We start from the raw sequence: 23,731 nt of genomic DNA, 5'->3' as shown, positions 1-23,731 counted from the left end.
AAAAAGGAGTGTTCGGCTTACATAAACACCACTTTAATTCAACAAAGCCAAATATTTTCTTGAATTTCCACTAAATAAACAATCTGATACAGCTGGGATGTATACCATATAATTGTGAGGAGTGAAACCCCTGACAAAAGAAAAGGGGGTAAGCTTTCGCTTACCCCCTTTTTCCGTCATGAAAATGACTAAAAGATTACTTCCAACTTGGATTTTGAACCAAATTAGGATTTGCATTCGTCAACGTCTCCGTGATTGGGAATGACCACTCACGTGATGTAGGCGTTAATGAACACTTATCGATTGGAGATTGTGCTGGAATTCCGCACGTACTTCCACGCGTTAATGTTCTAGATGTACGCTTCAAGTCAAAGAAACGGTGGCCTTCGCCAACGAACTCTCTTCTTCTTTCATCGGCAATTGCATTAACCAACGTAGCGCCTGTTAAATCCTCATTCACATAGCCACTAATTCTAGCTGTACGCAATGCATTCAAATCTCGCATCGCCAATTCATTCTGCGGCGTGCTAGAACGTGCATACGCCTCAGCTCTGATCAAATAAAGTTCAGCAGTTTTCATGGCAACAAAATTCGCATTACCGTTAGAAACACCACCTTTACCACGGTACTTAGTTAAAGCTAAGGCCTGAGGAACTTCCGTAGTTCTGTTGACATTCGCAAAATAAGCACCGTAACGGATGTCATTACTACGAATCAAACCAGTTGTACCCGCAATCGTTGCGATTTCTAAAGCAGGTCTGAAATAACTTCTGTTGTTCGTTGCAAAGAAGGCAAGAAAGGTTGGCCCACTTTGACCAGCGTCAAATTGTACATTCCAGATAATCTCTCCAGCGGCTGCCTCTGAGTACATCCCATTAAAGGTAGTTTGATTGCTAACCAAGGCTGGTGCAATAGCGATACCAGCAGTAGCCGCTGCAATCGCATCCGCGTACAAACCAGCATAAAGAGAAACTCTTGCCTTTAAAAGGTTCGCTGCTGCTAGACCCATTTTTGGTCTGATTGCTGCAAAACCTTGGTTTACATTTTTATCAACATCAGCAAGAAGTGTTTGTGCTGCATTGATATCAGCGAACAACTCATCATAGTACACTTTGTTATTTAATCTGACTGGCTTTGCCTCAGAAGAAATTTCAAAAGTCTTACTGTAATTTAAAGCTAATGTAGTCGTGCTGTTACGATCGTAGTTTTCTGCAAAATATTTGAATAAATCAAAATGCGCTAAAGCTCTAATCGCATGCGCCTGACCTTTAATTCGATTGGCCGTCTTTTTATTTGCAGGCGTTGTAAACTTGTCTACATCACGCAAAACAATGTTGGCAACCGAGATTACCTTGTACATCGCATTGTAAATATTCGTGATTTGAGCGGTATTTTGCTGAAATTGGAAGTTTGACATATCTCTTGAATTTGCCAAAGTTTGAATCGTTTCATACAAGTTATCACTCATTACATCCGGCATGATACCAGCACCACTTCCGGTTCCACTTGCAGATCCATAATAGTCTGCAGCTCTAAAGTTAGCATAAGCACCATCTAGTACCTGCTCTAACTGTCCCATACTTGATGGATTGTTGACAGCATCCAGCGTAAACTCTGGAGCGAGATTGACGAATTCGTCCTGACAGCTTTGTAACGTAAATGCAGCTAAAAATAGCAATGCAGCACTACGTTTGAATATTTTATGTATCATAATTTCTGTGTTTATATAATTAAAACCCTATGTTTAAACCGAACGTTGTCTGTACTAAAGAAGGGTACTGAGCGCCCGTTAACGAAGTTCCAGTAGCTTCTGGGTCAAAACCTCTAAAGGTAGTTGATGTCCATAAGTTTTGTCCTTGAACAAAAACGCGTGCAGCTCTAACTTTAATTTTCTTTAATGTAGCTGCTTTGAATGTATACCCTAAGGTTACATTACGCAGTCTCCAGAAACTAGCATCATCAATTAATCTAGATGTTTGCGCTCTGTACGGATTTCCTGGTCTTGGAACGTCTGTGATTTTATTCGTTGGCGTCCACTCATTCAACATAGAAATATGCATATTATCGAAATAATACGTTGGGTTAATAATGTTATTTAAATCATTATTATACATTTCTCTACCCAAGAAGAAGTTGGCCTGCGCACTTAAATCAAAACCAGCATAAGAAACACGCGTTGTTAAGCCACCAAATAATGGCGCATCAGACGTACCATACTTGATTTTATCAGCTACGTTGAACGTTTGTGTTTTTGTACCATCTAACTTCGTGTACAATGAATTTCCTGTTTCTGGATCTACACCAGCGTAAGGAACAAGGAATAAGGTATTGATTGGGCTACCTTTTGCTAACACAGTAACACCAGAGATTACATTATCTTGAGGTAACTCCAAAATTTCATTCTTATTGTATGAAATATTAGCACCTACATTCCATGTGAATGAAGCAGTTTTGATCAAATCAGAGTTTAATGAAACTTCAATTCCTTGGTTTCTAACTTGACCGAAATTACTTTGTATCGTTGTGAAACCACCTGCAGAAGGATCTACTGGTAGGTTGTAAAACTGATCTGTTGTGTTTCTGTTGTAGACTTCTATCGTACCATTAATTTTGTTTCTCATCACGGAGAAATCAACACCAATGTTGGCCGTTGAGTTAATCTCCCAAGTTAAACGAGGATTACCCGCAACCGTTGGTGACCATGCTCCAATACCTGCATATGAAGTTCTTCCAAATTGCGGAATCGGATATAAATCAGCACCATTATTACCCGTCGTACCATAACTTGCTCTAAACTTAAGGTTGTCGATAAATGTAATGTTGCGAATAAATGCTTCTTCACTCGCTAACCAAACAAGACCCACAGATCCAAAGTTTGCCCATTTATTGTTCAAACCGAAACGTGAAGATCCATCACGTCTAGCAACAACGTTTACGTAATACTTACCATCATAGCCATAATTAGCTGTTGCGAATAAGGACATCAATCCATATTGGTTTCCATTACCTGCTACAGCTGGAATGTAATTTGGTGTAGTTGCTGATCCTGGTGTGATACCAGCTTCGTTGGTAAAGCCATTCGTAAATCCATAACCCGTAAATCCAAATGATCTGAAGTCATTCTTAATCAATTCACCAAATACCCCAGCACTTACTTCATGCTTTCCAAAGGTTGCATTGTAGTTTAATGAGGTCGTTCCTGTATAACGGAAATTTCTGTTCATTGATCTTGTCAAGATACCTTGACGAGCAATACCACCAGAAACCTTCGGATCTACGAAGTCGGCATTTTCATTTTGCGTATAGTCTACACCCCAGTTTGTACGTAGGAACAAGCCTTTAACAGCAGGAATATGATACTCTAAGTAAGAAGTAGCCACACCTTTAATCTGTTTGTTGTAGTTATAATTCAAAAACAACTCCATCGCGCCATTCGGCTGACCTGAACCAAATTGACCCGTATTTGGACCACCTGATTCATTAAAACTTCCATCAGCAAGCTTTGCTACTTCGTACGGATTACTCCAACGAATCGCATTCAATGGTGAACTTAAGAAGGTATTAGCTTCCGACGTATTGGTTCTGTTTGAAAAACCACCTTGAATTCCTAAACCAAATTTAAAATTCTTAACTGTGTTATCGACGTTCGCTCGTGCAGTGTAACGCTTCAGACCCGTTGTATTAACGATACCTTGTTGATCAAGGTAGGCTAAAGACGCGTAAAACTTGCTTGCTTCCGTTCCACCGTTTGCAGAAATTTGGTGTTGTTCGGTACGTGCGGTGCGGAATAATTCATCGCGCCAATTAACATTCACTTTGCTTAATGAATCACTCTCTGCTTTTGACCAACCATACGGATTGCCTCGTTGAAGCTCATATTTGATCTTCTCTTCGCTATTCATAACGATAAGGCGATCCTGAGGCATGGTACTTTGTCCTATTTGATAATCGTAGTTCATTTGAACCTGACCAGCTTTACCTCGTTTAGAAGTAATGACAAATACTCCATTAGCTCCTCTAGAACCATAAATACCGGTAGAAACCGCATCTTTTAAAACTTCGATACCGTCAAAATCACCTTGGTTCATTGTTTGAAAATCTGCCGCTGAAATTTCAACGCCATCTAAAATAAATAATGGCGTATTCACACCATTGATGGAACCGTTTCCACGAATACGAACAACAGCTTGTTGGCCCGGCTGACCACCATTCGCCATAACAGAAACACCTGTAGCGGCACCCTGTAAAGCTTGGTCAAATGATCCAAATGTCTGCTTGGCTACTTCCTTTGATGAAATATTTGCAGTAGCCCCTGCAAAAGATCTCTTCTGTACGGAGCTGTAACCCGTTACAACCACCTCAGATAACTGACGTGAATCCGCAGATAACACGACATTGATAACCGATTGGTTACCTACTGAAATTGATTGTGAATTTAATCCTACAAAGGAGAATACCAATGTAGTAGAATTGGGCACTGAAACGGAGTAAACTCCTTCAGCATTCGTTTGCGTTCCTTTGGCTGTTCCTTTAATCGAAACTGAAACACCTGGTAAACCTGAGCCATCTTCGGCCGAAGTTACCTTTCCCGTTATCTTTCTTTCCTGCGCAATTAAGCTGGTTAGGGTGAAGAAAGCCAACAGGAAAGTCATGAGTAAATTTTTTTTCATGTACTTTTTTTTGTTAGGGGTGAAAATTTGTTGACAACTTACTATACTAATTCCGAAAATTAGTGAATTATTAATAAACCGACAAGTTACGGCCAAATTATTGATGGCATAAGTGTCGTTTAACAAAATATTCTACCGTAACACGGGAAAAATAGAATTGTTTAATTGGCCTAGACAAAAACCAAAAAAATATTCACCGTAAGTTTTTGAAACTGATAAACTAGTTGAAACTAAACCATTTCAATAATTCAGACAATTTGGTTCAATACAAGCACGCCCAAAAGCCCCGCAATCGAAACAATCGTTTCCATCAAAGACCACGAACGTATCGTTTCTTTGACAGATAAATTAAAATACTCCTTAAACATCCAGAAGCCCGTATCATTTACATGCGAAAACATCAAACTTCCGGCACCTATACTTAAAACCATCAAATTGGGATTCACTCCACCCGCAGCCACAAGAGGTAAAATCATACCCGCCGCCGTTAAACCCGCAATCGTCGCCGATCCAATACATACGCGAATAATCGCGGCCATCAACCACCCTAATACTAAAGGGGGAATTGGTAAACTCCCCAAATACCCCGCAATTTCGTTACTTACTCCGGACACCAACAAAACTTCCTTAAATGTCCCTGCTCCCGCAATGATCAACAAAATCATGCCCACATCCTTCACGGCTTCCGTGTAAATCCCCATCACATGTTCCATCGATTTTCCCAAACGTAAGCCTAAAGTCCACGTGGCGAAGCAAATGGCCACCAACATCACCATCGCTGGATCAGCAATTAAATGTAAAAAAGGACTGAAAGCTGAGTCTTGGCCCAACTGCACATCCAAGGCGGTTGTAACTACCAATAAAAATACGGGAAGTAAAGCCGTTAAAAAGCTTGACGCCTTGCTTGGTAATTCATCCGCGGCAACTTCCTGGACAGCAAAGGTTTTCAAGGGTTTCGGTTTGATATGCCCAAGTGTTTTGGCAAAAATAGGTCCAGCCAAGATAATCGCCGGAATGGAAACAATGATACCATAAATCAACGTCGTCCCCATATTCGCATGAAACTGTGCGACCAAAGCCGCTGGGGATGGATGCGGCGGTAAATAACCATGTGCCACCGAAAGCGAAGCCATCATAGGAACGCCGGCGAGTAATGGGTTTAAATTGAATCGCTGAACCAAAGCAAAAATCAATGGGATCATCAGCACAAACCCCACATTATAAAACAAAGGTATCCCAATGATAAAGCCCGTAAACATCAAACCCCAGGATATATTCTTTTCACCAAACAACTGAATCAAGGTCGAGGCGATTTGTTGGGCCGCCCCACTACTCGCCACCAACTTCCCTAACATGGCTCCTAAAACAATAATAGTCACCAAGGACCCAAGCGTATCACCTAAACCTTTTTGCATGGATTTGGCTAAGTCGGCCAAAGGCAACCCGAGCAGTACGCCCGCACAGAGACTCACCAGCAAAAATGCGATGAATGAATTAACTTTTAGATAAGTAATGAGTAAGACCAACAGGCCTATGCAGAGAACTACGATTGCAATTGACATCTTTATTAAATAGGTTTTGCACCAAAGTACAAAATAATTCCTAAATATGTAGATACGCGATACCTCGCGTCTCTACACTAATCGGCGCGCAAAGCGCCTCAAACTTTGGCAATCCTGAAAGGTTTGCCAAAGAAAAAAAGACGCGAGGTATCGCGTATCTATAATAATCGGCGCGCAAAGCGCCTCAAACTTTGGCAATCCTGAAAGGTTTGCCAAAGAAAAAAACGGACTAACGTCTAATTTAAAATTCCCCGTACGTCTCTTCCAAATACTGCTTCATGACCAAAATATCTTCCTTTGAAGTTAAATCCGGCACATTCTCAGCCAATGGAATGGTGTAAAAACCACGACCTTCGCCTTCTCCAAACATGACCACCGACGTCGGTAATTCCTTTTCATTACGGATTGCATGAAATGGTGTCTTCGCCAAATACGGCAAGAATGTGGATGCCTCGAAAACAAATACGTTCATACTCACACCCAAGCGACCAATCTTCGCCATCAATTCCGACGCCTGCTCGGCCGTAGGCTTTTCAATAATCTCCAATAAATACCCTTCCGCATCCGTGCGAATCAAGGCAAACGCAGAAATACGCTCAGCCGGATATAATAAACTATCGCGGTGATACGAGATCAACGCATTCGGTTCCGGAGAAGCCCAAAGTGTTTTCAACGCGTTAACACTATATAGGTTGTCGGAATTACATACAATCACGCGTCCCGTTTGCCAATCCGCATGCTGCATCAATGCTTGATAAACCGCATCCGACGTCCCAGCTGGCTTCTCGCGATCCGCAGGGATTTGTTGGCGCGCGAATACGATTTTCATGCCCCAACACGCATCTTTGGCCATCAAACTTTCACAATATTCTTGCGAAACGGTATCCGTCGGATGCAACAATAACATAACCTCCTCAATACCAGCCAAATGTGCATTGTATAATTGATAATCAATTAAGGTCTTGCCATTCTTACCCACTTGAATCATACCCTTGGTCACCGAGTTTGCCTGCGCAACTAAGTTGGGATCCAAATCACTTGCTCCTTCAGCCATCGCCTTCTTCATCCGCGAAGCCATACCGCCCGCCAAAATCAATAATCTCTTTTTCATATCTTAATAAAATAAACTTGCTTTCTCTTCTTGCGTACCTACATCGACGCGAATGATGTACCCTTTTCCCCCTGCCTCATTGATCGCTTGCACCACCGCTTCCGGATTTTGCGGCGCATAAGCAAACATGCAACCACCTCCACCTGAACCATTAATCTTGGCTCCCAAAGCTCCCGCTCCTAATGCAGCCTCGATCATACGGTCTATTTTCGGCGTCGAAATACGCTTATGTTCTCGCAAATTGACTTGATGTTGGTTTAACAAATCCCCCAAACGCGCATCTTGCCATGGCTCCTCCCCTTCAAACATGGCTTTGGCAGCGAGTAAAATATCGCGATCCGAAATGTTTGCGGATAATAAAACCCATTCGTCTTCTGTGAGTAATTTTTTGTATGCCATGCAGGCATCCAAATCTGTGGTTGCCAAATCAAATGTAGGATCCACTTGTTTGATTTTTTCAATCCCTCCCAAGGTCCCAAATTTGACATGAGCTAAAATGCCGAGTGTATCTTTGGCCTCACCTGAATCACCTAAAACAAACGTACCTAGATCCCGAGCGTAGGTTTTGATGGAGATTTCAGGCTTACTGGCTAAGTAAATGACATTGCCAACCGCCGTAGCGTATTGATCCATCATGCCACCAGGTTCCGTAAATTCCAGGACCTCCGCCTCGTAGGTGATTTCACCCACTTCCTTTTGGGAATAGCCAAGCTTATACATTTCATTGAGCAACTGTACCCAAGAAACAAGCAGTGCTGAGGAGCTCGAAGTACCCGAATTGATTGGAATATTACCACGAACTTCTAGTTCTAATCCTTTGTCGATGACATGCCCGCGGCGCTGCAATACGTTGCAAACACTTTTGAAATAATCACGCCCTTGCGTATATGTCAAAGGGTAATCTAGGACGAATTCATCACTTTTATTTATGTCCGGCATTTCGAAATGGACCACCCGATCCGGGCGAAAAGCACCTTTTATTTGAATTCGCTTTGAAATTGCTGCCGCAATTACGGGAAGACCTAAATAGTCTTGATGTTCACCAAACAAACAAATCCTCCCCGGAGTAGATACAATCATATAATTTGATAATGAACAAAAGTACAAAATTGATTTTAAAAAAATAGTTACATTTGCGCTAACCAAGCTAAACCAATGATCTCAAACCGCTTTCCTGCTGTTGATTATTTTAGAGGATTTATCCTTTTTTTATTGGCAGCCGAAACTACAGGACTATACGAGCACTTAGAAACGCTCTTCCCACATTCATTTATCTTAAAACAATTTTTCCATGCCGACTGGCAAGGATTGCATTTTTGGGATTTGATCCAACCGGGATTTATGTTGATCGCTGGATCAGCCCTTTATTTTTCAACGTATAAAAGATTAGACCAAGGAGCGACCTATGCAACTTTGTGGCCGCATGTAATCAAAAGGTCTATTTTTCTATTCCTAGCAGGCACCGGATTACATTGCATTTACCGCGGCGAAATGGTGCTCGAACTGTGGAATGTCTTGACTCAATTAGCTTTCACTACGCTGATTACGTTCTTCCTACTACGCTTTTCGATTCCCTTGCAAATCGCAGCTTCCGTTTTATTGTTATTGATTTCTCATTCCCTCTATGTATTTAGTTCGATTCCTGGATTTGACCAACCCTACACACCGGATCATAATTTTGGTTCATACATTGACCTGTTGGTGATGGGCAAATTAAGCAATGGACATTGGATCGCGATGAACTTTTTACCTACAGCGGCACATACCATTTGGGGTGCTTTGATTGGCCGAATTATTCATCGGACTAGTCCTCCGCAATTAGTTTTTCGCACGTTTTTAGGCCTAGGGGTCTTGGGGATTATAGCTGGATACGGCCTTGATATGGCCGGAATTCCGATCATCAAACGAACGGCAACTTTATCCTTCACGCTCGCTTCGGCCGGTTGGGTTACTCTGTTAATGGCCTTGTTCTACAAAAACTGGTCAGCTGAAAAACAAATTATTCCCCTACCCAAGTATCTGAATTCGATTGGCAATAACTCCTTATTGATCTACCTTTTCTTCGAAACAATCGTTCCTCAATGGTTAAACAAAAAGATGCACATATTCGTGGGAGGATTTGCAGATTTGGTATCCATGCCAGAAGCCTGGGGTGATGTGCTTAATTCCATCGTGGTGCTGATGATTATTGTCAAATTAGCGACGTGGTTGGATTCGAGGAAGATTTATTTTAAGTTGTAGAGACGCGATACCTCGCGGCTGAAAAAGTAGAGATGCGACACCTCGTATCTATTTAAATAAGATGCAACGTATTGCGTCTCTACAATTCAACTTCAGACTAACGTCCAAAGTCTAGCGTCTAACGTCCAGAGTCTAATTTATATGCCCACGTCTGCGCAATATTCCATGCCTTCGTCTTTGCCTCCTCGGTTTTAGGACCTGCAAAATGGGCGTCTAGGGTGGCGGAGAACATCTCGAACCAACGGTCAAAATGGGCCATGGTCAACGGGACTTTTTGGTTAATTTCTAAGTGAGGACGCATGGGTGCGCCTTTGTAATTGGAGCCATCAAGCAATAGCATCTCCCAGAAATCGTACATCTTTGGTAAATGATGTGTCCAATCTACCTGCATCACATCTAAGAAAATATGCCCCACCAAATCATCTGATTTCATACCGCCATAAAAGGCATCCACAAAAACCTTGATGTCATCTCGAGAGGCGATGTCGTGCATTACTTGCGCGTTTTGACGTTTGCCAATAACCACTGACCCACTTTCGAACCTTGAATAGCACCCTCATCTAAGGCTGGGCGGAAGTGAATTCCACCGTACAGCCGACTGATAGATGCCTCATCCGAAGCCTGAATAAATGAGGTAAACTTACGTGGAGGCAAGCCATATGGAACCTCCGTGGAATCATTAAATGCCACATTATCGCCATAAACCTTCGTTAATACCTCAGCCGCCGCACGCGAAATGGTACTGTGGCCCGACGTATATTCTGGGAATGGAGGCGTTTGTAACACCGGAATCCAAGTCTTATCAATCGATGCATTAATCACCGTCTCTGGACGTATACGAATCGAACGGTATTTCTCATCCCAGCACGAAATAAATCCATCAAAAATAGCTAACGAAGTCAAGGCCAAAGCCTCCGCCGTTTCCACATACGGCTTATTATATTGACGCGAGATTTGCGCCACAATGCCCAACCAGTGTCCACCCGGCGACATTTTCTTGGTCGCAAACATCGCATGTCCAGTAATATTCATTTTAAAGGGATTGCAATCCCAGAAGTTGGCAATATCCCGCTGCTCACTCGTTAAATTCTTCACCGTTTCATACGAATCCATTACCTCTTTGTAATACGGACTTCCTTTGGTCAAATCAAATTTAGACGGTTCCGGCGCCCTAAACTGCGCAGAAGAATCTAAAATAACCGGACGAACTTTCGTCCAATAAGGCTCTACCGCATCCATATACGCTGGGGGCGTAGGTGTCCAAGTTCCCGGCAAATTCGTCACCGTAAAGCGGAAACCACGCGTTTGCTTGTAATTATCCATGGCAGCCCAGCGCATCACGGATGCCGCAATGGAATCACCTAAAGCGACCGAACGCTCATAAACGTCATCTGGCATGCCCGTCTTGCGGAAATCTGCCTCGATTTGTTTGTCAAATTCAACGTATAATTCTTGCGCAAAAGTTAACTTTTTACCCACGGAAAGAAACGCACGTGTGGAAACTAACGGATAACAATATTCCAATCCTACCTCCGGTTGTGCCACTTTTTCGAAGCCATTTAACTGACCCACAAATGAACGAAAACGCTTATCCGCATGAATCGCCCCCTCATATCCCGCCACACTGGCATACATGTAAATACGCGAAGAAACCGGTGGAGCGAAAATATCATGGATGATACTTTCAGTCAACATGTTTTGTGCACGCTCTAAAAACTTAGGATTCGATGCCTCCTGTTGATAGTTTGGATTGGTTTTTTTACACGAGGTAAAAGCGGCCAACAAGGCAAATGTGAGTACTAATCCTTTCATATGATTAAACAAAATGAGCGACAAAGATACAAATTAAGCCGTAAAATTTTCTGATAATTATCAGGCCGTCAAACAGCTTTCCGCGGCTTCGCGACCTGAATGCATGGCCGACTGCAATGACGGGAAACCCGTGAAATCACCGGCTAAAACGATACCCGCATCCGCAGCTTTTTGCTTTAGTTCATCAAAAGCACCTACGACTGGCAAAGCTTCCGGCAAGAGGTACTCCTTCAAAAATGCCCATTTTTGGATGCTAGGGCCGACAAATGGAATGAGCTCCGCTAAAATATCTGCCGATTGCATCGAGACATCGAGTGTGGTAACCGAAATTAAATCCTTGCCCTTTGGCGCATAGGACGGTTGTACATGAGAAAGATAGGCATAATGCAACACCCGACTATTCGGAACCAAATGCAACATTGGCTTCACATCAGCAGCAGCAGGCGCTTGAAAATAAAGGGTCTTAGTGCTCCAAAAAGCCCCTTTTTCGAGTGACACCCCCAGTAGTTTCGCAGCAGCCGAAGCGTCTGTGGCGAGGATTACATGTTCCGCATCCACCGTAGCACCATCCGAAAAAGTAACTTGATGCGCTGAAACCTGAGTCACCTGCGTCCCCAAACGAATCGAATCCGCAGGTAACGCAACTGCCAGTTGGGCCGGAATCGCGCCTATACCCGCAGCAGGTATCGCCGCAGTCCCCTCTAAAAACTGCTTCATGTAATAGCGAAACAAGGAAGCTGGCGGATTCAATCCAGCCGACAAAAATATCCCGCCAAAAAACGGCCGTAAAAAATGTGCTTGAAATTTCGTTGAGAAACCCCAGCGATTTAGAAAATCTTGGGTGGACTCTTGAGACCCTAGCGGTTGGACATCAGCCTGCGTCATAAACCATAAACGCGCTAATAAATAAGCATCTTTGACGGTCATCATCCCGGATGCTAAGGCATCGAACAGGGACCTTGGTTGTTTGAGGGGATTCACGAAGGCCAACCAGCCATCTTGATTCCACAAATAAGCGCCCGATTCAAAAGCAGCTAGATCCAAAGCAGGCAAGTCCAAACTGCGTTGAACCTCCGGATAATTGGTTTGTAAAACTTGAAATCCTACATCGAGTGTGAAGCCTTTGACATGCTCGGAATGGAGACGTCCGCCCACGTGATTTTGGGCGTCCACCAACAAAAATGCAATCTGATTTAAATGCAATTGTGAGGCGGCCTGCAAGCCGGCCATTCCGGCTCCAATGATGACAACTGGTTTCATGAACTAATTAAAATGAACAAAGTGCATAAACTTACAAAAGTTTAAAGTCTTTTTTATTACTTTGCAGATTAAATGGGTACTAGGAATGGATTATACAATTAAGAAGGAACACGACTACCAGTACATCGAGGAGGGATCCGGCGATACTCTTCTGCTCCTTCACGGTTTATTTGGTGCTCTCAGCAATTGGGAAGGCGTTATCACCCACTTCATCCAAAAATACAAAGTCATCATTCCGCTTATGCCCATTCATGACATGCCCATCAAAGAGGCAGGTTGCGAAGGTTTAACCACATTCATCGAAGGATTTGTCGCCTACAAAAAGATGGACAAATTCAGCTTAATCGGCAATTCATTGGGCGGCCATGTCGCCTTGATTTATACCCTAAAATACCCAGAGAAGGTTCAACGATTAATCCTAACGGGATCGTCCGGATTGTTCGAAAATTCCATGGGTGGATCCTATCCAAAACGAGGTAATTACGAGTATATCAAAGAGCGCGTGGAATACACATTCTACGACCCAAAAACAGCGAGCAAGGAATTGGTCGACGAGGTATTCGAAATTACCAATAGCATTCCTAAAGTGATGCGCATTATCGCCATTGCCAAATCCGCGCAGCGGAACAATATGGCCAAAGATATTGTTCGGATCAAAACCCCTACCCTATTGATTTGGGGCTTAAATGATACGATTACCCCACCGCAAGTGGGCCACGAATTCAATGAATTAATTCCCGGTTCTGAGTTGCATTTCATAGATAAATGTTGCCATGCACCCATGATGGAAAGACCGCAAGAATTCAACCAGATTTTAGCCAAATGGCTAGACCAAAATCCCGTATAGCATGCTCTCGCTCGCTTACTTATCGTATGATTTCCCGGTATTGAAACTAACAGATTCAATCCAAAAAGCGATTAAGGTATTTCATGAACTTGAACTTACCAACGTAGCGGTATTGGATGGCAAAAAATTTGTGGGAAATGTTACCGAAGAAGTGCTTGCGAACAGCAATCATCCAGGTGGAAAATTGAGTGAGTTAACTTCGTTTTTTAAGGATTATTCGTTGGAGGCCGACGAGGATTTATTTGCCAGCCTACCCCTCTTTGAAAAAAGCCAATTCAAGTTAATTCCAGTCGTAAACGACACCCAAGAATGGCAGGGGTATATAAGCCTAAACACGGTTGGAGAAGCCATTGCCTTGAATGGATTTAATGGCGAAGACGGTGGAATTATTTACATTCCATTTCATATTCAACACGATTCCTTCAGTTTAATTGCCCGGATTATCGAAGAAAACCGCGGATTAATTACGCGTTCATGTATGCTTCGAAACAGCAAAGACGCCTTGGGTTTACCCGAATTAATGGTTCAAATTCAAACCGAACAATTGTCAAGCGTTGTTCAAGGACTTGAGCGCCATGGGGTAATTATCAACAAAGCTTATGTATTTGGTAAGCGCGAAGCGGCTGATAATGAGCGCTTTGACTTATTCATGAAATTTTTAAATCCCTAACCGGTGTCACTACGTTTAGCCATTCATGGGAAGTCTTTCAATGCGGAAACCAAACCGCTGATGGAGGCTATTTGGCAAGAAATTACGTCCAAAAACTGCGTGCCAATTCTGTCCGAATACTTTAAACAGCATTTAGCCGAACACCAATTTGACGTAGCGAATATTCCTACATACAATGAAAAAATAGGAACGCCAAAAGACGCGCACATGGCGTGGAGTATTGGTGGTGATGGTACCTTATTGGAAACCTTGACGCACATCGGGGCGAAAGAATTACCTATTCTGGGTTTAAATACGGGCCGATTAGGCTTTTTGGCTACGTTATCGCCACAAGATGTCAGCCCAGCCTTGGACCAATTAATCCAAGGAAATTACCGCATCGAAGATCGTACGCTTGTGAGTGTGCAGTCGGACATCAAATTATTTGAAGACAAACAATTTGGCTTAAATGAGGTCGGAATCATGAAAACAGATACGTCTTCCATGATTGTGATCAAAGCCTTTGTAGACGGCAATTACCTGAATACCTATTGGGCGGACGGCTTAATTGTGTCAACCGCCACTGGGTCAACGGGCTATTCGCTTTCCGTAGGAGGCCCTTTAGTCATGCCAAGTTCTGATATTTTAATCATCGCACCCATGAGTCCGCACAACTTAAACGTGCGTCCATTGGTCGTTTCAAGTGAATCAAAATTGCGATTCGAAGTCACGAGCCGCAGTCAAAATTTCCTAATATCCATCGATTCCCGCTCCCGTGTCATCGATTCCAAATTCTCCATCGAGGTCCAAAAAGCCCCTTTCGCCGCTAAAATCGTCAAGATTCCAGGGGATGATTTCTTAACTACGTTGAGAAGTAAGTTGAATTGGGGGTTGGATGTGAGAAATTAATTTGTATAGACGCGATACTTCGCGTCTGATTTTGTAGAGACGCGATACCTCGCGTCTTTTTTGTTTTAGACGCGAGGTATCGCGTCTCTACAATAATCGCTTCAGCTCATTCAACTTCAACAACGCCTCAATAGGCGAAAGGGTATTCACATCCAATTCGCCTAATTGCTCCTCGATTTTCTTTAGCCCTTCCGGGATTTCAGAACCAAATAAACTGAGCTGATAGTTGTTTTTCGGCATGTCTTTGAGCTTATCTACATTCGCCTCGAGGACGTGATCCTTCTCTAGATTCTGCAATATTTCATGCGCACGTAAAACAAGCGATGTAGGCATTCCGGCCATCTGAGCCACGTGAATACCGAAACTATGTGCCGAACCACCCGGAACTAATTTCCGTAAGAAAATAATCTTATTCCCCACTTCCTTCACGGAAACGTGGAAATTCTTGATGCGTGGAAAATCCTCCGCCAATTCATTCAATTCGTGGTAGTGCGTAGCGAACAATGTTTTGGCTCTGCATTTCGGATGATTATGGACGTGTTCCGCAATCGCCCAAGCCATGGAAACGCCGTCATACGTAGACGTACCCCGACCGATCTCATCCAATAAGACCAATGAATTATTTGACAAATTATTAAGTATCGCGGCGGTTTCGGTCATCTCCACCATGAAGGTCGACTCCCCTTTGGATAGATTATCTGACGCCCCTACTCGGGTGAAAACTTTGTCTACCAATCCGATCGACGCGGAAGTAGCCGGCACGAAAGAACCCATTTGCGCCATCAAAACAATGAGGGCTGTCTGACGTAAAAGTGCCGATTTACCTGCCATGTTCGGGCCGGTAATCATAATGATTTGTTGGGTCTCGTTATCTAAATACACATCATTTGGCACGTATTCTTCCCCCAATGGCAATTGCTGCTCAATAACAGGATGTCGGCCAGCCTCAATTTGTATGGAGTCACCGGTATGCAAAGTTGGCTGTATGTAGCCGTTTCGTTTGGCCACGACAGCAAAACTTGTCAACACATCCAAGGTCGCGATGCCGTGCGCATTCAACTGAATCAACTCCAAATATTCAAGTGATTCACGCACTAGCTCCTGAAAAATCCCAAATTCAATCGTCGATATTTTATCCTCCGCACTTAAAATCTTCTCCTCATATCCCTTCAATTCCTCCGTGATGTATCGCTCCGCATTCACGAGCGTCTGCTTGCGAATCCACTCCGGCGGCACGCGGTCTTTATGCGCATTGGTCACCTCTAAATAATAGCCAAAAACCTTATTAAAGGCCACTTTTAACGACGTAATACCTGTCCGTTCGATCTCACGTTTCTGCATGGCGGCGAGGTAATCTTTGCCGTTTGTCGACAATAAATGTAGCTCATCTAACTCCGCCAAATACCCCGTTTTGATGATGCCACCTTGATGCACGAGCATCGGCGCATCGTCGCGCAACGCGGACTCAATCTTCTGCACCAAATGCAAACACGGATTCAATTGATCCGCCCACTTCTGTAAAATTTCAGCGGGATGCGACGCCAAGGTTTCCTTGATCGCCGGAATTTGTTGCAAGGCTCGTTTCAACTGAACCAGTTCCCGTGGATTAATCCGACCAGCTGCCACTTTGGAAATCAAACGTTCCAAATCACCGATGGGCTTCAATAAATTGATTAAGGCCTCGAGGACATCGGGTAATTCCAACAATCCAGCAACTCCAGCTTGGCGCTCCTGAATCGCCCCCAACTCCTTCAGCGGTAAGACCATCCACTTCCGCAACAAGCGCGCGCCCATGGGGGTGAGCGTTTGGTCCAACAAAGAAATAAGTGGCACTCCGCCTTCCTGCACGGAATAAATGAGCTCTAAATTGCGAATCGTAAAGCGATCTAGCCACACAAATTTATCCTCTTCGATTCGTTGGATCGTCGCAATATGCCCCACTTGTTTGTGCTCTGTCTCCGCGAGGTAGTGTAAAATTACCCCAGCAGCGATGATGCCGAGCGGCATATTTTCGATTCCAAAACCTTTCAGATTTTTGGTCTTGAAATGTTCGGTCAACAAAGGATAGGTAAACTCATGGGAAAAAATCCATTCTTCTAGCGAGAAGGAATGGGTCTGATCGCCGAAATTTTCTAGGTAAACCGTCCGGTATTTTTTCGGATATAAAATCTCGGCGGGCATGAAACTCTGAATTAGCTTTTGGATGTATGCCAAAGGCCCTTGCGAGCACATAAATTCGCCGGTGGAGATATCTAAAAATGCCACGCCGTATTGCGCGTCTTTTTCTTGGTAGCTAATGGCGGCAACGTAATTATTACGTTTGTGATCGAGTACTTGATCGTTGAACGAAACACCAGGCGTTACTAATTCAGTCACGCCGCGTTTCACGATGCCTTTGGCTTCCGCAGGATTTTCCAACTGGTCACAAATGGCGACTCGTTGGCCTGCCCGCACTAATTTGGGCAAATACGTATCTAAGGAATGGTAGGGGAATCCAGCTAAATGATCGTCGGCATTGCCGTTATTCCGGCGTGTCAACGTGATCCCTAAAATTTTGGAAGCCTTCACCGCATCCTCACCAAACGTCTCATAAAAGTCACCTACCCGGAATAGCAAAATGGCTCCAGGATACTTGGCTTTGATTTGATTGAACTGTCGGGAAAGTGGGGTCTCCCCTTTTTTCAAAGGTTCTTGCCCATCGGGTGTTTTTTTTACCAAAATTTTTGTTGCTATTGGAAACAAAAATAAGTCAAATTTTATACATTTACCATTCTTTAAATCCTTATCAAAAACTATGATTAATTCGTCTATTTACATTCAATCCCAACAGGAAGTTTTCGATGTTGTGATTGTGGGTTCTGGAGCCGGTGGAGGAATGGCAGCGCATACATTAACGAAGGCAGGAGCCAAAGTTTGTGTGTTGGAAGCTGGCCAACCCTTTGATCCCGCTGACCCGAAAAATATCACTCAATTAAAATGGCCTTACGAATCTCCTCGAAGAGGAACTGGAACGACCAGAGCCTTTGGTGATTTCGATGCTGCGTATGGCGGTTGGGAAATCGACGGAGAGCCATATACCCGTAAAAACGGCACTAAATTCGACTGGTTTCGTGCGCGGATGGTTGGTGGAAGAACGAACCACTGGGGACGTATTTCCTTGCGTTTTGGACCAGATGATTTTAAAAGAAAAAGTATTGATGGATTAGGGGATGACTGGCCGATAGGCTACGATGACATGAAGCCATATTATGATAAAATTGATAAAATGTTAGGGGTTTTTGGGACCAACGAAGGACTTAGAAATGATCCAGATGGATTTTTCTTACCTCCGCCAAAACCTCGTTTACATGAATTGATGATCAAGAAGGCCAATAAGGCATTGGGAATTCCCACTTACCCCTCTCGCTTATCTATCCTAACGAAACCAATAAACAACGAGCGTGGGTCTTGTTTTTATTGTGCGCAGTGTAACCGTGGATGTTCGGCTTATGCCGATTTTTCTTCTTCATCCGTGTTGGTGAAGCCGGCTATGGCCACTGGAAATTTAACCTTGTTGCCATTTGCGATGGCTAGAGAAGTGATGACTGATGCAGCTACAGGTTTAGCAACAGGCGTTTCTTATGTACACACAGGGACCATGCAAGAATATTCGGTACGAGGAAAAATCGTCATGTTAGCTGCTTCAGCAGGCGAAACAGCCCGTTTATTATTAAATTCAAAAAGTTCTCGTTTCCCGAATGGCATTGCAAATTCGAGTGGGGTAGTTGGTAAATACATTAACGATTCGACGGGTGCATCACGTTCCGCGATCATTCCGAAGTTATTTGACCGTAAGGTATATAATGAAGATGGTGTGGGTGGATTACACGTTTACTCGCCTTGGTGGGGTGATAATAACAAATTAGATTTCCCTCGTGGGTACCACATTGAGTATGGTGGTGGAATGGGTATGCCGAGTTACGGTTTTGGCTGGGGCATTGAAGGATTAAATGGAAAGGAAAACTATACGCGAGATGGACTTCGTAAAGCAGCTGGAGGATACGGTGCAACTTTGAAAGAAGATTATCGCCGGTATTATGGTTCTTATGTAGGTTTTGCCGGACGTGGGGAGCCTGTTCCAAGAGAAGATAATTATTGTGAAATCGATCCAAATGTGGTGGACAAATACGGTATTCCAGTTGTTCGCTTTAATTACAAATGGAGTGATTACGAGATTAAGCAGGCAAAGCACATGCAAGATACCTTTGAGCAAATCATTCAGGAAATGGGTGGTGAGGCATTAGGTAAAAAACCGGGTGCGGATACTAATTATGGTTTGGCTGATCCGGGTAGAATTATCCATGAAGTAGGAACAGCGCGAATGGGAAATAATTCCAGTACCTCTGTTGTTAATTCAAATTGCCAAGCGCATGATGTGAAGAATTTATTTTTAGCAGATTCCTCTCCATTTGTGTCACAAGGAGATAAAAATGCAACTTGGACCATTTTAGCATTATCGCTTAGAACTTCAGAATATATTATAGACCAGAGAAAAAAAGCCAATTTATAAGATGAAAAGAAGAGATTATTTAAAAAATATCGGTTTAAGTTCCTTGGGATTAGCGGTTTTAAATCCAGATGCTAGGGCGATTGAGCAATTAGAAAATGCTACGGGTGTTCCGAAGGCTGCTCCCTTAAAAATTCCGGGTGGAAGAACCAAAGATGAAGCAGAAAGAGATGCTAAATTAATGGCTGAAGTGTTTTTAAATAAACATGAATTAGATACCATTACGATCCTTTCGGACATCATCATTCCGGCTGATAAGAAATCGGGCAGTGCGTCGCAGGCAGGCGTAACTGGATTTATCGAGTTTATTGTGAAAGATAAGCCTGAATTTAAAACGCCTGTTCGTGGTGGATTGCGGTGGTTAGATAGCGAATCTAACCGTCGGTTTTCTAAGTTGTTTACGCAGATCACGCCTGCTCAGCGAATCAATATCGTAGATGATATTGCTTATCCTGAAAATGCGAAGAAGGAATTCTCACAAGGCGTTAGCTTTTTTTCTTTGATGCGTAACTTAACAGCCACTGGATTTTATACCTCTAGAATTGGTATAGATGATATAGGTTACAAAGGAAATACACCGAATGAATGGAAAGGTGTACCAGCGGATGTATTAAAGCAATATGGTTTGAGTTATGATGACTAATTCTTCGGAAAGAGTCATTATTCCTGCCATTTTCAAACATATTCCACAGCTCGTGGCGGGTATTTCGACTCGCCACGGGGGTGTGAGTTCTCAAGGGTATCAATCGTTAAATTTAGGAGTGCACACCGACGATGATCCGGTGGCGATTTCGTCCAATCTGGGACTTTTTTGCGCGGATTTAGGTATTTCACCAGACGCCTTAGCGCGTTCGTATCAAGTACATGGTTCAGAAATCTGGACGACATCTTGCGCGGGGTATCAGACAGGTTTTGATGCTGTTTTGACGTCTGAGCAGGGTATATTCGTGGGTGTGGGGATCGCGGATTGTTGTCCTATACTTCTCGCTGATCCAGTCCGTCAAACCGCCGCGGCAATTCATGCCGGTTGGAAAGGAACCGTCGCTCAAATCGTTCACAAAACGGCCTCCGCGATGATTAACGGCGGATCAAATCCTTCAGATATCCTGGCGTACATCGGCCCATGCATTAGCTTGGAAAACTTCGAAGTGGGCGATGAGGTAGCGGAGCAATTTGAATTGAAGGAGCAGCGCGGTGCGCGCTGGCATGTGGATTTAAAAGCCACAAATGCGGCGCAGTTACACGCATTAGGCATTACGCAAATTGAAATTTCCGACTATTGCACGGTGGCGAATAATGATGTGTTCTATTCACACAGGAAAGAGAACGGGACTACGGGCAGGATGCTGGCGGTAATTGGATTTAAGCGAAGGGGGTAAACGCTGCCGGGGTCTGCGACCCCGGCAGCGTTACCGCACAAAGGTATTTACAATACAGTTGAGATTGGTCTGAAAAACTGATAAAAAACGAAGAAATTAGCCCGAAAACAGGCTTTTAGACAAAATCCTAGGCAGAAAACTGATAAACTGCCTACCCCCCCCTATTACTTCCGATTCAAATCCCGCATGAACTGCGTCGGTGAAACCACCTGCTTCGGTTGAATCTCAAATGCCGGCTTCCAATCCTTCCGCTTTAGATCTCCCTTTTTCACCGACTGTATAAAACTCATCCACGCAAATGGATTCGTTAAGGCGAGCATCGGACTTGCAAAAAATGTTCGATTCGCCTGTGAGGAAACCATCATGTCCGAGAAATTTCGGAAGTTGGCACTCGCCCCCATCCCCGCCTGCAACGCAAAAACGTTCAACTTCGACTGCTCTAAATTATCGGCCAATATCCGCTTTTGGCGCTCATCACGCACTTTCATATTCAAAAAGGCTTTCTTGAAATCCTCCTCATTGGCATGTAAAAAAACCTTCACCTCCGACAACATCTTGTTATCCTCCACCATCTCAATCACCGCCTGATGCACCACATCCGTCTTCCGCGGAATCACATAATACTGTGGTTTATATCCAATATAAGTAAACACCAAACTATCCCCCGGAAAAACATATAGATCCACCTGCCCGAAGTTGTCGCTCAACGCGCCCCGACCAGCCGCCGGGTTATACACGTAAGCCAAAGGCAAATATTCAGAATTGTTGGATGAAATTATGCGGGCATTAAATAATACGGTTTTGTCCTGCCCCTGGGCAAACAAACGACTCGAGAAAGAGACGCAGATAAGAAGACAAAATATACACCGACTAAACATCCTGCAAGATAAGTCAAATTACGATTGACGAAACATTAAAATTATTAACGAACTAATTTTAGAAATGTTATGATAAAGGGGATAGAAAGTAACAATCCATCAAAACGATCCAAAAATCCACCATGACCCGGAATCGTATCCGCCGAATCTTTGATGTTAATACTCCGCTTAAACAACGACTCCACTAAATCCCCATACGTTCCCGCCACCACAATGATAATCCCAATCGCATACCACTGAAAAGTTGTGTAATTCGTAAAATAATTACCCAAAATCGTAGCCACCACCATCGCCGTCACCAACCCCCCAATACTTCCCTCCCACGATTTCTTCGGCGAAACACGCTCAAATAATTTTGTCTTTCCAAACTTCGTCCCCGCAAAATAAGCACCCGAATCACTCGCCCACAACAAAAACAAACAGCCCAAGACTATATTGGGATCATATATTTCAGATTGGATAAAAGCTAAAACGGTCAGTAATGCAAAGGGTAGTGCGACGTAAATAATACCTAAAAACGTGTATGCAATGTTTTTGAAGGGTTTTTCATCTTTGGACTTATACAATTTGATGAAAAAAATCAACGTCAATAACGGCGAAAGTATGTAGTAATTTTGATACCCCACATCCCCTTTTTCAATAAAGAAGGTCAATAAATGCAACACAATCCCGCAAAAAGTTCCGTAAAATGTTAAGGGTAGGTTATCACCCATGCTGCCCACCAACTTGTAAAATTCTAATTGAGCTAAAGCCCCGATAATCAAAAATAGGCCCAAAAAAGTATAGTCAGAATAAAGAATGCAAAACAACAAAATCGGGACGCCAATCAGCGCGGCGATAATCCGTTGTTGTAAATTTGACATTTGACGTATTCCCATATTATTTCAAGACTAAAGTTCGCGCTTCCGACGCGTCGTCTGCGTGCACATATAATTCCCAATTCCCTAAATCATAGGCACTTACTTTCTGATTCAATACCACGGCGCGAATCTCCGCCTGCTCCCAAAGCAAGGCTTTGTCCATTTCTAAATCGATTCCCGTCCGCGATTCCGCGATTTTTACCCAGTCTTTCATGCTGCGTCCGTTCGTAACAAATACAATCTACGCAAATAAAAACCCATTAACAGAACTGAAAATGCTGCCGACCACCACGGAATCTCCGAAACTAGTTGCTCCGGATTGATCGAAATACTTTTTTGTTGGTACATATAATGCATCGTCAGCGTCCACGCATTATTAAAAAAGTGTGCCAAAATTGGAACCCAAATACTCCCGTACCATACATATAAATACCCAAAAAACGCACCTAAAAACATGCGTGGGAAAAATCCATAAAACTGAAAATGAATGAAGCTGAAGATCGCAGCGGCCAACCAGATTGCGACGTGCTTATTGCCCAAATATCGAACAAATATCGACTGCAACACACCTCTAAAAAAGATTTCCTCTCCCAATGCCGCGATACCCGCAATCACCATAATCGCCAAACCAAAGTCCATATCGGATTGGAAATTCAATAAAAATTTTGTGAGTTCCGCTAAATTTCCTTCTGAAGCTTTCATCCATTGCTCAACACCCTCAAATCCAGCAGGCAAGACCATATTTTCATTCCACTGAATGACATATTCCATAAAAGGCATCGATACCAATACCGTCAAAATCGCCCAAATAAATATTTGAAACCGCGGTATTTCACCCTGATTCAAATCCAAAATTGAACGCTTCTCTACAAACGATAAATAAGCCCAAGGACCTAATACAAATGTAAATAAGGCCGAAAACCACTGCAAAGCCATCATACCATGAAAGGCATTCGCATACTTCTGCGGATGCGCTACAAAGTCAATGAGTAATTTCTGAAACTGGT

General features: G+C 43.3%; 20 protein-coding genes. 7 read left to right on the top strand and 13 right to left on the bottom strand.

Annotated features, from left to right (window positions below):
- Positions 1 to 196: 196 nt before the first annotated feature.
- From ACIQ6T_RS04610 to ACIQ6T_RS04590, 5 genes are all read right to left on the bottom strand, one after another.
- Positions 197 to 1,711, bottom strand: coding sequence for a RagB/SusD family nutrient uptake outer membrane protein (locus ACIQ6T_RS04610; RefSeq protein ID WP_395784716.1), 1,515 nt, complete (start codon positions 1,709 to 1,711; stop codon positions 197 to 199).
- Between the two features lie 19 nt (positions 1,712 to 1,730).
- Positions 1,731 to 4,670, bottom strand: a complete 2,940-nt coding sequence (locus ACIQ6T_RS04605) for a SusC/RagA family TonB-linked outer membrane protein (RefSeq protein ID WP_395784714.1) — start codon at positions 4,668 to 4,670, stop codon at positions 1,731 to 1,733.
- 248 nt (positions 4,671 to 4,918) lie between these two features.
- Complete coding sequence (locus ACIQ6T_RS04600; protein WP_395784772.1) at positions 4,919 to 6,238, bottom strand: gluconate:H+ symporter; 1,320 nt, start codon at positions 6,236 to 6,238, stop codon at positions 4,919 to 4,921.
- Between the two features lie 235 nt (positions 6,239 to 6,473).
- Positions 6,474 to 7,343 (bottom strand): sugar phosphate nucleotidyltransferase, encoded by an 870-nt coding sequence (locus ACIQ6T_RS04595; RefSeq protein ID WP_395784712.1) that lies wholly within the window; start codon positions 7,341 to 7,343, stop codon positions 6,474 to 6,476.
- Between the two features lie 3 nt (positions 7,344 to 7,346).
- Positions 7,347 to 8,423, bottom strand: a complete 1,077-nt coding sequence (locus tag ACIQ6T_RS04590) for a mevalonate kinase (protein WP_395784710.1) — start codon at positions 8,421 to 8,423, stop codon at positions 7,347 to 7,349.
- A gap of 75 nt (positions 8,424 to 8,498) precedes the next feature.
- On the opposite strand from ACIQ6T_RS04590, the gene ACIQ6T_RS04585 reads away from it, so the two are divergent.
- A complete protein-coding gene (locus ACIQ6T_RS04585) occupies positions 8,499 to 9,584 on the top strand; it encodes an acyltransferase family protein (protein WP_395784708.1) in 1,086 nt (361 codons plus the stop codon).
- 118 nt (positions 9,585 to 9,702) lie between these two features.
- On the opposite strand, the gene ACIQ6T_RS04580 is transcribed toward ACIQ6T_RS04585, so the two are convergent.
- From ACIQ6T_RS04580 to ACIQ6T_RS04570, 3 genes are read right to left on the bottom strand one after another with little or no spacing between them, the layout of a single operon-like run.
- A complete protein-coding gene (locus ACIQ6T_RS04580; protein WP_395784706.1) occupies positions 9,703 to 10,077 on the bottom strand; it encodes a group III truncated hemoglobin in 375 nt (124 codons plus the stop codon).
- Positions 10,077 to 11,396, bottom strand: coding sequence for a vanadium-dependent haloperoxidase (locus ACIQ6T_RS04575; protein ID WP_395784704.1), 1,320 nt, complete (start codon positions 11,394 to 11,396; stop codon positions 10,077 to 10,079). Before ACIQ6T_RS04575 ends, ACIQ6T_RS04580 begins: the two co-directional genes overlap by 1 nt.
- A 60-nt stretch (positions 11,397 to 11,456) precedes the next feature.
- On the bottom strand, positions 11,457 to 12,656 hold the full coding sequence (locus ACIQ6T_RS04570) for a protoporphyrinogen/coproporphyrinogen oxidase (RefSeq protein WP_395784702.1): 1,200 nt from the start codon (positions 12,654 to 12,656) through the stop codon (positions 11,457 to 11,459).
- Between the two features lie 85 nt (positions 12,657 to 12,741).
- On the opposite strand from ACIQ6T_RS04570, the gene ACIQ6T_RS04565 reads away from it, so the two are divergent.
- The 3 genes from ACIQ6T_RS04565 to ACIQ6T_RS04555 are packed head-to-tail and all read left to right on the top strand — an operon-like array spanning position 12,742 to position 15,061.
- A complete protein-coding gene (locus ACIQ6T_RS04565; RefSeq protein ID WP_395784700.1) occupies positions 12,742 to 13,503 on the top strand; it encodes an alpha/beta fold hydrolase in 762 nt (253 codons plus the stop codon).
- A 1-nt stretch (position 13,504) separates the two neighbouring features.
- Positions 13,505 to 14,173 carry a hypothetical protein gene (locus tag ACIQ6T_RS04560; protein ID WP_395784698.1) on the top strand — a complete coding sequence of 223 codons (669 nt, stop codon included), beginning with the start codon at positions 13,505 to 13,507 and terminating at the stop codon, positions 14,171 to 14,173.
- A 3-nt stretch (positions 14,174 to 14,176) separates the two neighbouring features.
- On the top strand, positions 14,177 to 15,061 hold the full coding sequence (locus ACIQ6T_RS04555) for an NAD kinase (RefSeq protein WP_395784696.1): 885 nt from the start codon (positions 14,177 to 14,179) through the stop codon (positions 15,059 to 15,061).
- Between the two features lie 87 nt (positions 15,062 to 15,148).
- Here ACIQ6T_RS04555 and mutS read toward each other — a convergent pair whose 3' ends face one another.
- Complete coding sequence (gene mutS, locus ACIQ6T_RS04550; RefSeq protein WP_395784771.1) at positions 15,149 to 17,794, bottom strand: DNA mismatch repair protein MutS; 2,646 nt, start codon at positions 17,792 to 17,794, stop codon at positions 15,149 to 15,151.
- A 61-nt stretch (positions 17,795 to 17,855) separates the two neighbouring features.
- Here mutS and ACIQ6T_RS04545 point away from each other — a divergent pair, with 61 nt between their 5' ends.
- Genes ACIQ6T_RS04545 through pgeF form a run of 3 tightly spaced genes read left to right on the top strand, consistent with a single transcriptional unit; the run spans position 17,856 to position 20,986 of the window.
- Positions 17,856 to 19,610: a GMC family oxidoreductase gene (locus tag ACIQ6T_RS04545; RefSeq protein WP_395784694.1), complete on the top strand. Its 1,755-nt coding sequence runs from the start codon at positions 17,856 to 17,858 to the stop codon at positions 19,608 to 19,610.
- Position 19,611: 1 nt separating this feature from the next.
- Positions 19,612 to 20,250: a gluconate 2-dehydrogenase subunit 3 family protein gene (locus ACIQ6T_RS04540; RefSeq protein WP_395784692.1), complete on the top strand. Its 639-nt coding sequence runs from the start codon at positions 19,612 to 19,614 to the stop codon at positions 20,248 to 20,250.
- Entirely contained in the window at positions 20,240 to 20,986 is a 747-nt protein-coding gene (gene pgeF / locus ACIQ6T_RS04535; RefSeq protein ID WP_395784690.1) for a peptidoglycan editing factor PgeF, read from the top strand. The genes ACIQ6T_RS04540 and pgeF overlap by 11 nt, the downstream gene beginning before the upstream one ends.
- Positions 20,987 to 21,150: 164 nt before the next feature.
- Here the strand turns inward: pgeF and ACIQ6T_RS04530 are convergent, their stop codons facing one another.
- From ACIQ6T_RS04530 to ACIQ6T_RS04515, 4 genes are all read right to left on the bottom strand, one after another.
- Positions 21,151 to 21,732: a carboxypeptidase-like regulatory domain-containing protein gene (locus ACIQ6T_RS04530; RefSeq protein ID WP_395784688.1), complete on the bottom strand. Its 582-nt coding sequence runs from the start codon at positions 21,730 to 21,732 to the stop codon at positions 21,151 to 21,153.
- 176 nt (positions 21,733 to 21,908) lie between these two features.
- Complete coding sequence (locus tag ACIQ6T_RS04525; RefSeq protein WP_395784686.1) at positions 21,909 to 22,727, bottom strand: phosphatidate cytidylyltransferase; 819 nt, start codon at positions 22,725 to 22,727, stop codon at positions 21,909 to 21,911.
- 16 nt (positions 22,728 to 22,743) lie between these two features.
- On the bottom strand, positions 22,744 to 22,938 hold the full coding sequence (locus ACIQ6T_RS04520; RefSeq protein ID WP_395784684.1) for a putative signal transducing protein: 195 nt from the start codon (positions 22,936 to 22,938) through the stop codon (positions 22,744 to 22,746).
- Positions 22,935 to 23,731, bottom strand: a 797-nt coding sequence (locus ACIQ6T_RS04515; protein ID WP_395784682.1) for a lysostaphin resistance A-like protein, incomplete at its 5' end; no start/stop codon positions are given. The genes ACIQ6T_RS04515 and ACIQ6T_RS04520, both read right to left, overlap by 4 nt.

Source organism: Aquirufa sp. (genome assembly GCF_044377215.1).
Taxonomy (GTDB): Bacteria; Bacteroidota; Bacteroidia; order Cytophagales; family Spirosomataceae; genus Aquirufa.
Note: the sequence above shows the minus strand (reverse complement) of the source record. Positions and strands in the feature narration are given on the sequence as shown.